10 protein-coding genes are annotated in these 13,721 nt (G+C 36.6%); all 10 read left to right on the forward strand.

Features of this window, described 5'->3' with window-relative positions:
* Nucleotides 1–187: 187 nt before the first annotated feature.
* The 10 genes from RT228_RS11575 (at nt 188) to RT228_RS11620 (ending at nt 13,690) form a co-directional block, all read left to right on the forward strand.
* Nucleotides 188–556, forward strand: coding sequence for a 3-hydroxyacyl-ACP dehydratase (locus RT228_RS11575; protein WP_006257934.1), 369 nt, complete (start codon nt 188–190; stop codon nt 554–556).
* Nucleotides 557–558: 2 nt separating this feature from the next.
* Nucleotides 559–1,038 (forward strand): hypothetical protein, encoded by a 480-nt coding sequence (locus RT228_RS11580; protein ID WP_006257935.1) that lies wholly within the window; start codon nt 559–561, stop codon nt 1,036–1,038.
* A gap of 14 nt (nt 1,039–1,052) precedes the next feature.
* Nucleotides 1,053–2,246, forward strand: coding sequence for a DUF2062 domain-containing protein (locus RT228_RS11585; RefSeq protein WP_006260470.1), 1,194 nt, complete (start codon nt 1,053–1,055; stop codon nt 2,244–2,246).
* Nucleotides 2,246–5,920: a 1-acyl-sn-glycerol-3-phosphate acyltransferase gene (locus tag RT228_RS11590; RefSeq protein WP_313138683.1), complete on the forward strand. Its 3,675-nt coding sequence runs from the start codon at nt 2,246–2,248 to the stop codon at nt 5,918–5,920. Before RT228_RS11585 ends, RT228_RS11590 begins: the two co-directional genes overlap by 1 nt.
* A gap of 5 nt (nt 5,921–5,925) precedes the next feature.
* The gene (locus RT228_RS11595) at nt 5,926–7,464 is read left to right on the forward strand and encodes a phytoene desaturase family protein (RefSeq protein ID WP_006260468.1); all 1,539 of its coding nucleotides are present in this window, start codon (nt 5,926–5,928) and stop codon (nt 7,462–7,464) included.
* Nucleotides 7,448–9,103 (forward strand): C45 family peptidase, encoded by a 1,656-nt coding sequence (locus RT228_RS11600; RefSeq protein ID WP_313138689.1) that lies wholly within the window; start codon nt 7,448–7,450, stop codon nt 9,101–9,103. The genes RT228_RS11595 and RT228_RS11600 overlap by 17 nt, the downstream gene beginning before the upstream one ends.
* Nucleotides 9,103–10,395 (forward strand): phenylacetate--CoA ligase family protein, encoded by a 1,293-nt coding sequence (locus RT228_RS11605; protein ID WP_313138684.1) that lies wholly within the window; start codon nt 9,103–9,105, stop codon nt 10,393–10,395. The genes RT228_RS11600 and RT228_RS11605 overlap by 1 nt, the downstream gene beginning before the upstream one ends.
* A 94-nt stretch (nt 10,396–10,489) precedes the next feature.
* Nucleotides 10,490–12,004: a glutamate--tRNA ligase gene (gene gltX, locus RT228_RS11610; protein ID WP_006260465.1), complete on the forward strand. Its 1,515-nt coding sequence runs from the start codon at nt 10,490–10,492 to the stop codon at nt 12,002–12,004.
* A gap of 110 nt (nt 12,005–12,114) precedes the next feature.
* The gene (locus RT228_RS11615; RefSeq protein WP_006260464.1) at nt 12,115–12,630 is read left to right on the forward strand and encodes a hypothetical protein; all 516 of its coding nucleotides are present in this window, start codon (nt 12,115–12,117) and stop codon (nt 12,628–12,630) included.
* A 73-nt stretch (nt 12,631–12,703) separates the two neighbouring features.
* Entirely contained in the window at nt 12,704–13,690 is a 987-nt protein-coding gene (locus tag RT228_RS11620) for an SPFH domain-containing protein (RefSeq protein ID WP_006260463.1), read from the forward strand.
* Nucleotides 13,691–13,721: the final 31 nt, after the last annotated feature.

Here is a 13,721-nt window from a genome sequence, read left to right on the forward strand (position 1 = left end):
TTATTGTTATAGGACTAAAGAAATTTCAGAAAACTAAAAAGTCAAGATGACTTCATAGATTAAATAAGAAAATAAATGCTAGAACTTCTGTTTTTTTTGTGAAGAAGTTAAATGGCGTTTAAATAACAGTATGTTTTTTTTAATTAGTTTTGCATTAAAGTTTTTTTAAGAAATAATATAGGTATTTATGCTTATCGACAATTTTTATGAAGTAGTTAATTTAGAAGAGACTACAGCGAATCAATATACTGCCTTAGTACGATTAAATACCACGCATGATGTATTTAAAGGACATTTTCCAAATAATCCTGTAATGCCTGGTATATGTATGATGCAGATCATTAAAGAATTGTCTGAATCAATCTCGAAGTGTGAACTTTTTATGGAACAGGTAATCAATGTGAAGTTTATGGCCTTGATTAATCCTGAGAAGTGTAATGAACTAACGTTTTCGCTACAGGTAGATGAGGTAGACGAAATCGTAAAGGTGAAGAGTACTATCGACTTTGTAGGTACTATCGCTTTAAAAATGAGTAGTACTTATAGCAAGAAATAGATATGAAATTCTTAACTGTTATTTTCATTAGTGCAATGATGCTGTTTCAGACTTCGACGACTAGTATCAGAGAACGTTTTGAACACGCGGGAGAGTCTGTAGAACTAGCAGAAGCGTTCTATAATCAGACTCTAAAATTAGATAACACAGATTTGGGCAATGCTTACAAAGGAAGTGCGCTAATCACGAAAGCTAAATTCGAGAAAGGTATTAAGAATAAAAAAGCGCTAATCGTACAGGGGGCTGCACTGCTAGATGGAGCAGTAGCTAGTAAGCCAAAGGATGTAGAAATAAGATTAATCAGGCTCATTATACAAGAACACGTACCGAATATCGTGAAGTATAAAGCGAATATACAAGAAGATAAACTGGTAATACTAGAGAACTATAGCAATCAGTCTGCTGATGTAAAGAAATGGATTAGTAGTTATGCGAAACAATCAAAAGCATTTACTACTGATGACAGAAATAAACTTCTGTAATGGAAGATGAATAAATGAAAGAAGACCTTACCTTACCTAACATACATAATACCATAGGCGAATTGGGCATTTGTGTCTTGATTCCCACTTATAATAACCACAAGACTTTACGGCGTGTTATCGATGGAGTATTGTCTTATACGAATAAGATAATTGTCATTAACGATGGCTCTACAGATGATACCTCAGCTATTTTAGCAGATTATAACAGAGAGTTGCATACTATTCATTTACCAGAGAATAAGGGGAAAGGAAATGCACTGACTGTTGGGTTTAGAGAAGCTATACGCCAAGGGTATCAATATGCTATCACAATAGATAGTGATGGACAACATTATCCGAGTGATATTCCTGTGTTTGTCCAGGCGTTGATGGAGAGTGAAGAGAAGAAACTATTGCTTATTGGTTCTCGCAATATGGAGCAAGAGGGTGTACCGAAGAAGAGTAGCTTTGGCAACCGATTTTCTAACTTTTGGTTTTGGTTTGAGACGGGTATTACTTTGACAGATACTCAATCAGGGTATCGCTTATATCCTTTGCAGTCTTTGGCAAAGAAATATTACACAAATAAATTTGAATTCGAAATAGAGGTTATTGTGCGAGCAGCATGGAATGATGTAGCTGTGCGCAATGTACCTGTACAAGTACTCTATGATGAGTCTGAGCGGGTATCTCACTTTAGACCATTTAAGGACTTTACGCGTATTAGTATACTGAATACAGTTTTGGTAACCTTACTGTTGGTCTATATTATCCCAAGGAATTTTTTTAGACGTTTCAAAAAAAAAAGGTTTAAAGATTTTTTGAGAGAAGATATACTAGGAAGTGATGATTCGAATAGGGTCAAAGCGATATCTATAGGACTAGGGGTATTTATCGGTATAGCGCCACTGTGGGGACTACAGTCGTTCTTATCTATTTTTTTAGCTATCACATTCAGGTTGAATAAAGTGTTGGCATTTACGTTTTCGAATGTGAGTATACCACCGATGATACCTATTATCGTATTTGCATCTTTGCAGCTAGGATATTATTTGGTTCCACATGGGACGAAAGATATTATCTTAGATGAGTATTCTATAACCTCTATGTCTGCACACTTAGTACAGTATCTAGTGGGAAGTATCGTCCTAGCAAGTGTAATGAGTGTACTGTTCGGAACAGTGAGTTATGTATTATTATCTGTATTCAATAAAAAAAGGAAGTAATGTCAAGTGTATTTTATCATATTTATAAATGGGGAGAGAAGAAGAAAGTAATGTTCTTTATACTATCCTTACTTTTTGTGGTATTAACAGCTTATGGGGCTTTAAATATTAAGTTTGAAGAGGATATCACTCGTATATTACCAAAGAATGAAAAGACAAGCATTACTTCGAAAGTACTTAGTCAGCTGCGTTTCTCAGATAAGATATCAGTTATCATAGAGAAACAACAAGAGGGAACTACAGAAGACTTAGTGACGTTAGCTGATCAGTTCTTAGATTCTCTAGCGGTGAAGAACGAATATGTCAAGTCTATACAAGGCAAGGTAGATGATGAGAATATCAATGAAGCAATTAACTTTGTCTATGCACACTTGCCCCTGTTTTTAGAAGAAAGTGACTATGAAAAAATAGCTGTCAAACTGAATAATGATAGTTTAAAGCAAGTCGTAGAAGCCAACTATAAGACACTAATCTCTCCTACGGGAATGGTAGCGAAGCAGTTCATACAGCGAGACCCAATGGGGATAGGCTTTATGGCACTACAGAAGCTGCAACAACTCAATATCGGTGATGACTTCCACCTTGTGGATGGGTATATCATGAACAAAGATGAGGATAAGCTACTCTTGTTCATCGATCCTGTATATGACGGTACAGAGACGGAGCACAATACTATTTTTATCAACTATTTAGAAGAGGTAAAAGAGAGCTTGAATGGAACGTATGCTGATAAAGTAAGTGTAGATTATTTCGGAGCTTCTTTTGTAGCTGTAGCTAATGCTAAGCAGATCAAGAGTGATATACAGAAGACCGTAGCTATATCTGTGACAGTGCTCATGGTTCTATTAGTAGCCTTTTATCGCAAACTATTTATTCCAGTCATACTGTTTATCCCGACTATATGTGCTGCATTAGTAGCCTTGTTTGTCTTGTATTTTATCAAGGATTCTATATCTGCTATATCGTTGAGTGTAGGGGCTATATTGATAGGAATTACGATAGACTACGCCCTGCATATTATGACACACTACAAGCATAGTGGAGATATAAAAGAAGTGTATAGAGAGATCACTAGACCTATCATAATGAGTTGTGCTACGACAGCCATTGCTTTTTTATGTCTAGTATTTGTGCATTCAGAAGCCTTAAAAGACTTGGGAATATTTGCGTCTATTACAGTGATGGCAGCAGGTCTATTCTCCTTGCTATTCATACCTCATCTGTATAAACCGTCTGAGAAAGATTTGGTAGGCAAGTCGAATACACTAATAGATAAAGTAGCTAAGTTTCCCTTTGATAAGAGTAAGTGGTTGTTTGGACTATGTCTTTTAGCGATTGTAGTAAGTTGTTTTACTTTTGACAAGACTACTTTCGATAAGGATTTGTCTTCGATGAACTACTTTCCAGAAGAATTAAAACAAGCAGAAGAAAAGCTCAATAGTACCTTAGATAGCAATAGTAAATCCTTGTATATAACGTGCTATGGAGAATCTGTAGATGATGTGGTAGAAGATAATGCACGACTAGCTCAGCACTTAAAGAGTGAGAAAGCAGATGGACATATCTTGCAGTATAGTTCACTAGGCAATATTGTATTATCTAAGAGTCAACAAGAGCAGAAGATTAAGCTTTGGGACACATTCTGGGCAAAGCAAAATATATCAAGTATAAAGCATACACTGATCAGAGAAGGACAGCGATATGACTTTATGGAAAGTACGTATGAGGGGTTCTATGATTTATTAGATACGAGCTTTGGTGTTATTCCAATTCAAGAATATACAAAGTTGAATCCTCAGATTATGGATGAGTTCTTCATAGAGAAGGATGGATTCTATACAATTAATACGTTGGTCAAAGTACAAGAAAACAATAGAGTTGCATTTGTCGATGAGTTAAAAGGGCCAGAAGAGTATTTGGTGATTGATAGGAAGGCTATTAATGAGACTTTCTTGAGTAATCTGGTGAAAGACTTTACGAGTTTGGTCAATTATTCTTTGATTGCTGTATTGTTGATTCTATGGTTTTTCTTTAGACGTATAGAGATGGTACTAGTGAGTATGGTACCGATCATTATTACCGGATTTATTACTACAGGTCTGATGGGACTGTTTCACATAGAGTTTAATATCTTTAGTTCGATCGTGTGTACCTTGATATTCGGTCAGGGAGTGGACTTCACTATATTTATGACCAGTGCCCTACAGAAAGAATATACAACGGGTAAGAATGAGAGTGTGATGTATCGTTCGTCTATTATCTTGGCTGTATTGACAACACTATTAGCTATAGGTACACTGATATTTGCTAAGCATCCAGCCTTGCGTTCTATCTCTGTAGTGTCTTTGATAGGATTGTCTGTATCGGCTATTTCGGCATTTGTATTATATCCTCGTTTATATCGCTTCTGTTTTACAAATAGACAGCAGAAAGGAAAGTCACCTATTACGTTGCGTTTAGTATTGTTTAGTATTGTATCATTTACCTATTTTGGGGTATGTGGTGTATTGTACTCTTTTATTGCAAGGATATTGATGTTCATATTGCCTATGCGAAAAGTAGTTAAGTTGAGGTTGTTTGGCAAGGGAATGTCTTTGTATATGGCTTCTGTATTATACTTAAACCCATTTGTGAAAAAAGGGATTATCAATAAGCAAAAAGAAGACTTCAAGAAGCCAGCAGTTATTATAGCTAATCATACGTCATTCTTAGATTCATTGACGATAGGAATGGTTAACTCAAATATAGTCTATCTAGTGAATGACTGGGTGTATAAGTCACCTATCTTTGGTAGAGCGGTACAGATGGCTGGGTTCTATCCTGTATCTAATGGGGTAGATAATAGTGTAGATAATAGTGTAGAGCACTTAGAGGAACGTGTGAAACAAGGATTCTCGTTGATGATATTTCCTGAAGGAACACGCTCATTGACCAATGATGTACAGCGCTTCCACAAAGGAGCTTTCTTCTTAGCAGAGACCTTGAAGTTAGATATTATACCTATGTATATACATGGGAATGCTGAGGTTAATGGAAAGAGAGATTATATCATATATGGAGGGCACATTATTACTACAGTAGGAGAACGCATTACTTATGAAGATAGATCGTATGGTGAGGATTACTCAGAGCGAACAAAGAAGATAAGTAAATTCTACAAAGAACAGTTTAGAGCTATTAGAAGACAACTAGAGGATAAGAATTACTTTAGACGTAAATTGTTCTTAGGATATTTCTATAAAGAAGGCAGTATATTGAAAGAGGTGAAAGATGATTTTAAGCATTATGCAGAGGACTATTATGAATTGGATAATCACTTGTCTGACAAAGAGAAGATATTGCATGTGGGAGAGGACTATGGACAGATTAATTTCTTGTTAACTTTACAACAGAGCAAGCGCAAAGTGTATGCTTATATTCAAGATGATTACAAGCGTAGCGTAGCACAAACCAATTATGTAACAAAGTGTAGAACGGTAGAATATATAACTGATGTATTTGAAATAGATGGTAGTGTCAATACGCTGTTAGTATCTACAATAGTAAGTAGTGAAGTACCTACTACTATCCATAAGATAGTAGTGTTACATAGAAAAGTAAAGGAGTATGTACCTGATAGAAGTTTCAAATTATCTGTACAGAATGAATATATCAGTGTGTATCTAAGAGAATAAAAGTTATGGAGAAGAAGTATGATGTAGTTGTGATAGGAAGCGGTCTGGGGGGATTAGCTTCTGCTGTAATATTAGCAAAAGAAGGAAAGAAAGTCTGCGTACTGGAGAAGAACACACAGTATGGAGGTAACCTACAGACGTTCGCTCGTGATAAGTCTGTGTTCGATACAGGGGTACACTATATCGGAGGTTTAGATGTCGGTGAGAATCTGTATAAGTATTTCTCTTATCTAGAGATTATGGATAAGTTGAAACTATATCGCTTAGATGAGAATGGATATGACTTTATCTCCTTTGAAGATGAAAATATTGACTATCCACATGCCCAAGGGTATGAAAACTTTGTGCAACAATTACTTGTGTTCTTCCCTGAAGAAGAAGAGGCACTGCGCAAGTATTGTGATACTATCAATGATATCTGTCACCGCTTCCCGATGTATTACCTCGAAGGAGGGAAAGGATATGACGAGAATATCGTAAGTATTAAGTTGATCGATTTCTTAGATGAAATAACAAGTAATGAAAAGTTAAAAGCAGTGCTTATAGGTTCTAACTTTTTATACGTAGCAGATAAGGAGAAAACGCCACTGTATGTACATGCCTTGACAGTCAATTCTTACATACAGAGCGCTTGGAGATGTGTGAATGGAGGAAGTCAAATCAGTAGAGCGCTTATTAAAGTGCTGAAGAACTATGGAGGAGAGATCTACAAGAATAAAGAAGTTGTAAGTTTTGTTTTTGACAACCAACAAATAGCTTTGTGTAAAACGGCAGATGGAATGCAGTATGCAGCAGATCAGTTCGTCTCTAATATTAACTTGAAACACACGATACGCATGGTGGGTGCAGAGAGGTTTTCTAAACCATTTGTAAAGCGTATTATGAGTCTAGAGGAGGTACCTTCGGTATTCTCACTTTATATTGTATTTAAAAAAGAGTGCTATCCTTATCAGAATAGCAACATATACTATTATAACAGTATAGATGATGTATGGGATACACATCAAAAAGCTGAAGGTAGATGGCCTAATTTGTTAGTAGCTTCTATGAACTGTACTTCTCCTGCACAAGAATGGGCAGATAGTATGACAGTGATGACCTATATGGATTTCGAGGAAGTCAAACAATGGGGAGAGACATACAATGTATCGACTATTAAGAATCTAGGAACTAGAGGAAATAGCTATGAGGATTTCAAACGAGAAAAAGAGCAACTTCTATTAGCTAAGTTAGAGTCTAAATATCCTGGTATCTGCGGGGCTATAAAGAGTGTTCATTCCTCTTCGCCCTTGACTTATAGAGATTTTATAGGGTCAGAACGAGGAAATATGTACGGATTTATCAAGGATGCTAATAGCCCTATGAAGACATTTATCTCTCCGAGATCGAAGATAGGCAACTTATTCTTCTCAGGGCAGAATGTGCGTATGCACGGAGTAATGGGAGTGACTATAGGTGCATTTGTAACTTGTCTAGAGATGGTAGATAAAGATTCTTTGCTAACGAAACTCAATAAGTATAGAGATGATGAAGCATTGGTATAGATATATTGGGACTCTAATCATATGTGCTTTACTAGGAAGTTGTGGTGTAAAGAAAGGATTGAAAGATGTTCCTATTCTAGAAGGATGGGATGCCGCTACGCCAGAAGTTAGTATCATACAGGATAGTATTCGCATAACTGATAAAGGCTTTTTAAGTAAGAATAAACAACAATTATGGGAATTGTATGTTAGTGGTGATCCTTATCAAATTGGATTAAATACAGGAGCTCTAACAAAGGATTTGTATCAAAAGCAAGAAACAATCTTCTTCTCAAAAGTAGAGGAGTTTGTACCACCTGGATTTAAACAGAGGATGTTGATCAAGCTATTGAAATATTACAATAGAGACTTGTATCAATATATCCCGAATGAAAACAAAGCTGAAATATACGGGCTAAGTAAGTATGCTACTACTCGATTTGACTTCTTAGGACCAGCTTACCAGCGCAATCTTTATCTTCACGGAGCACATGATATTGGACATGCTTTTCAGGATCTTGCTTTAGTAGGTTGTACATCGCTTGCAGTATGGGATGAGAACTCTGCTGACGGTGGTTTGTTGATAGGGAGAAACTTTGACTTTTATGTAGGAGATGATTTTGCAGAGAATAAGATTATTGCTTTTATACAACCTGATAAAGGAAATGCGTTTATGTCTGTGACATGGGGAGGTATGACAGGTGTGGTATCAGGAATGAATGAAAAGGGACTTACTGTAACACTAAATGCTGGAAAGTCTTCTATCCCACTGAAGGCAAAAACACCTATCTCTGTAGTAGCTCGTGAAATATTACAATATGCTGATAATATAGAACAAGCGATCGCCATTGCTAAGACAAAGAAAGTATTTGTATCTGAGTCTATCATGGTGGGAAGTGCGGCAGATAGAAAGGCAATATTGATAGAGATAGCACCTAAGAACTTTGGGGTATATGACGTAGTGAATAGCAGTGCATTAATCTGCTCGAATCACTTCCAGAGTGACGCCTTTAAAAAGGATAAGCGAAATACCAAACAAATTGAGAAGAGTCACTCGCAATACAGATGGGATAAGGTCAATGAGTATGTACATAATGCTGAGGTGTTGACTCCTCAGAAGATGGTAGAGATACTCAGAGATACAAAAGGACTAAATGGAAAGGAAATAGGATATGGAAATGAGAAGGCATTGAATCAACTCTTAGCACACCATGGTATTGTCTTTCAACCTGAGAAAAGACTCGTATGGATATCTTCTAATCCTTATCAACTAGGAGAGTTCGTTGCGTATGATTTGAATGAGATTTTTAGTAAAGAAAATAGAGGTTATCATTTAGGGGTTGATAGTTTAACGATAGCCAAAGACAAGTTTATCGATAGTAATGCGTTTAAAGATTATGAACGCTTTAGAGTAGAAGACCAAGTCTTTCAGCAAGTGATAAAGGATAAGGAAAAAGTCTCAGAGGAATACATTAAAACGTATCAGGCGTTGAATCCTGAGTATTGGTTAGTCTATTACCGTACAGCATTGTATTATATGCAAAAGAAGCAGTATTCTTTAGCTCGTGAAGAGTTTAATACAGCGCTGACTAAAGAAGTGACAACCTTACCTGCCGAACAGAAAATAAAGAAGTATTTAAAGAAAATAAGAAATAAGTAATGGAAAGTTCTCGTATAGATTATCAACCTAAAGAAGATATTCTGAAATATCAAGAGCAAAGGCTACAAGAAGTCTTAGCTTATGTCAATGAATACTCTCCTTTCTATAAAACTTTGTTTAAAGAGAAAGGTATTGATATAGCTACTATTAAAACAATAGAAGATTTACAGCAATTACCTTTGACAACTAAAGATGATTTGCAGAGACAGAATGATGCTTTCTTCTGTGTACCTAAAACTTCTATTATTGATTATGCCACTACTTCGGGAACATTGGGAGACCCTGTTACATTTGGGTTGACCGATGGTGACTTGGAGCGATTAGCAGAGAATGAGTATCAATCCTTCAAATGTGCTGGGGTACAACAGGGGGATGTGGTACAACTAATGACTACCATAGATAGACGATTTATGGCCGGTTTGGCTTATTTCTTAGGGTTGAGAAAGTTGGGTGCAGGTGTTATTCGTGTAGGTGCTGGAATACCACAGTTGCAATGGGACTCTATCTTACAATATCAACCAAAGTATCTAATAGCTGTTCCTTCATTTTTATTGAAGTTGATAGACTATGCCGAGAAGAATGACATAGACTATAATAACAGTAGTGTAAAAGGCGTAATCTGTATTGGAGAAGCGCTTCGTAAGGATGATTTGACACCTTCTGTTCTGGCTCAGCGAATCACAGAGAAGTGGGATATTAAATTATATTCAACATATGCTTCTACAGAGATGGGAGCGGCATTTACAGAATGTGAGTTTACACAAGGAGGACATATGAATCCGGAGTTGATTATCACTGAAGTATTAGATGACGAGAATCATTTAGTAACAGATGGAGAATTAGGAGAGTTGACGGTGACTACATTGGGGGTTGAGGCGCTGCCTTTAATCCGTTTTAAGACAGGTGACATGGTGCGTAAACATGTATCTCCTTGTCGTTGTGGTAGACATACTTATCGCTTAGGACCTGTAGAAGGACGCAAGAGACATATGTTAAAATACAAGGGGACAACATTATATCCACCTGCAATAGTTGATTTGCTTAATTCTTTTCCACAGATTAAGTTACACCTGATCGAGGTATCTACTAATGATATTGGGACAGATGAGATAGTAATTCGCATTGTGACTGAAGATACGAGTCAAGAATTCTCTAAGAATATCAAAGATACCTTTAGAGCTAAACTACGTGTAGCGCCTAAAGTAGTCTTTGAAGCATTTGATACACTGCAACCTATCGTGTTTAATCCAATGAGTCGTAAACCTATTACATTTATTGATAAACGCGTTTGATCTATTTAGAAATAGATAGAGTAGTAAAATATTATATTAAATATCAGTAGATAAATGGCCTTAGTATTTATCTTTGTAAAAAATTTTAAACAAAATGGCTAAGCAAGTTCGCGTGCGTTTTGCACCAAGTCCAACAGGACCATTACACATTGGTGGCGTAAGAACCGCATTATTCAATTATTTATTCGCTAAAAAGCACAATGGGGTATTCTATATCAGAATAGAGGATACTGACCAAAATCGTTTTGTACCAGGAGCTGAGGCTTATATATTAGAAGCTTTAGAATGGTTAGGGATTTCACCTGATGAGACTATCGGTAAGAATGAAAAGTTCGGACCTTATAGACAGAGTGAACGCAAGGAATTGTACAAACAATATGCTGATCAACTAATCGAGAGTGGATGGGCATACTACGCTTTTGATACTGCTGAAGAATTAGACGAATTAAGAAAAGTAGCTGAAGCTGAAGGAAAGACATTTATATATAATCATACGAATAGAGAGCAGCTGAGCACTTCTCTTAAATTAAGTAAAGAAGAAGTGGATACTAAGATAGCTAATGGTGAGGCTTATGTTATCCGCTTTAAGATTCCTGTAGGTGAGACTTTACATCTAAAAGATATTATCAGAGGTGATATCAAGTTCGAAACGAGCTTATTAGATGATAAAGTGTTGTATAAAAGTGACGGAATGCCGACATATCACTTAGCTAATATCGTGGATGACCATCTAATGGAGACATCACACGTGATTAGAGGTGAAGAGTGGTTACCTTCTCTTCCACTACACGAGTTGTTATACAAAGCATTCGGATGGGAAGCTCCTGAGTTCGCTCACCTTCCTCTGATCCTTAAGCCAGTAGGTAACGGTAAGTTATCTAAGCGTGATGGAGATAAACTAGGATTCCCTGTGTTCCCATTAGATTGGCAAGATCCTACATCTGGAGAGAAATCTTCTGGATATAGAGAGAGAGGATTCTACCCTGAGACAGTGGTGAACTTCCTTGCTTTATTAGGATGGAATGACGGTACAGATCAAGAGATTTTCTCTTTAGAAGAGTTAGTAGAGAAGTTCGATTTAACACGTGTACACAAGGCAGGTGCTAAGTTTGACCCAGAGAAGAACAAATGGTTTAATCAACACTATCTGAAACTACAGAGCGATGCTGACTTAGCTAAGGCATACCAAGTAATCTTAAAAGATAACAGTATCGAAGCGACAGATGCTTATGTAGAGAAAGTAGTAGGATTAATCAAAGAGAGAGCAACATTCGTAGCTGATTTCTATGAGTTGAGTGATTTCTTCTTTGTAAAACCAACAGAATACGATGCTAAGGCATTAAAGAATTGGAAAGAGGATACATCTGATATTATGACACAAGTGTCTGAAGTAATAAAAGGTATCGAGACATTCGAAGCGAAGAATATAGAGTCTATCGTGAAGGATTGGATCAATGAGCAAGGCATCGGAATGGGGAAAGTGATGCAACCACTTCGCCTTAGTCTAGTAGGTGCTGTGAAGGGCCCAGACTTATTTGACATCATCGAGATGATCGGTAAAGAGGAGACTATAGAGAGAATAGCTATCGCTGTAGAAGCGAATAAATAAGATATAGAAGAGGTCTGAACATCGTTCAGGCCTCTTTTTTTATTATTACATATTCTATGATATTTTGGATATAAATGTCTAAATTTAGGTGTGTATTAAAACGTAATGCTATGAAAAAGGTTGGTTATATTATTTTATTTCTATTCACAGGTTTATTATTTAATGGATGTTCTAGTGATGACAATGGAGGATCTAATGCTGAGAGTGAATGGATAAAATTTGTTCAAAAGCACTTAATTGGGGAATGGACACCTCAGCAGATAGAGGTAAAACCCATTATAGGACAGGCAGTATTTAGCTCTCCTTATCCTCATACACCTAGCTGTAACAAAGATCTATTAGTCCTTCAAAAAGACTTTACAGGTAACTTCGATCACTATGTACAGGGTTGTCAAGTGAGCAAAACCAACTTCAAATGGAATCACAGATTAGGCGAACTGAGCTTTACACTAGAGAATGGTAGTGTGATACCCATGATCTTATTAAAAAAGTCAGAGAAGGCTCTCGTACTAGCAGTTCCGGCTAAGGCTGTAAAAGAGTATCTTATCCCTTTATTTCCAGAAATAGAGTATATAGAAGATAGTCAATTGAACCTGCTTTTTGCTAATATTATACTGACAAAGTAATAAATAATGAATTATTCTTTTAAATAAGGATATAAATATTTATTTTAACAGAATAATTCATAAAAATTGCACTATGACACCAATGTACTTTATAGTCGGAGCGGTAATTATACTATTACTTCTTGGCTTTTTTACGGTGAAGCAGCAGTCAGCTGTGATCATTGAACGATTCGGAAGATTTAATAGTATTAGACATTCTGGATTACAAATTAAGATACCTTTTGTGGATAGAAAGGCAGGAGTGGTAAATCTTCGTATCCAACAATTAGATGTATTAATCGAGACTAAAACGAAAGATAACGTATTCGTTAAACTAAAAGTTTCTATTCAGTTTAAGGTTATCCAAGATAGAGTAGAAGATGCATTCTACAAGCTAGAATATCCTCATGATCAGATTACTTCGTATGTATTCGACGTAGTGCGTGCAGAAGTACCTAAGTTGATCTTAGATGATGTGTTCGAGCGAAAAGATAATATCGCTATCGCGGTGAAACGCGAATTAAATGAAGCGATGACAACATACGGATATGATATCATCAATACACTAATCACGGATATCGATCCTGATATCCAGGTAAAAAATGCGATGAACCGTATTAATGCGGCGGATAGAGAGAAAGTAGCTGCTGAATATGAAGCAGAAGCAAGTAGAATCCGTATCGTAGCAAAAGCAAAAGCTGAGGCTGAATCTAAGCGCTTACAAGGACAGGGTATCGCTGATCAACGTAGAGAGATCGCACAAGGACTAGTAGAGAGTGTGGATGTATTAAATAAAGTAGGTATTAACTCACAAGAAGCTTCTGCGCTAATCGTGGTTACACAGCACTATGATACGTTACAGTCTGTAGGTGCAGATAGCCGTTCTAACTTGATCCTATTACCAAATGCTCCATCAGCAGCGAGCGATATGCTTACGAATATGGTAGCTTCATTTGCAGCTAGTAGCAAGATAAAAGAAATGAGTACTATGGAAGGTGTTTCTAAGCGTTCTGAGGACTTTTCTTCTAAAGAATATAATGATTACTCATCAAGCTATGAAGATGGCTTAGAAGATGAATAAATACAAAAAGGGCTCCATCTAGATGGAGCCC

This window comes from Myroides sp., from assembly GCF_032073645.1.
GTDB classification, from domain to species: domain Bacteria; phylum Bacteroidota; class Bacteroidia; order Flavobacteriales; family Flavobacteriaceae; genus Flavobacterium; species Flavobacterium odoratimimum.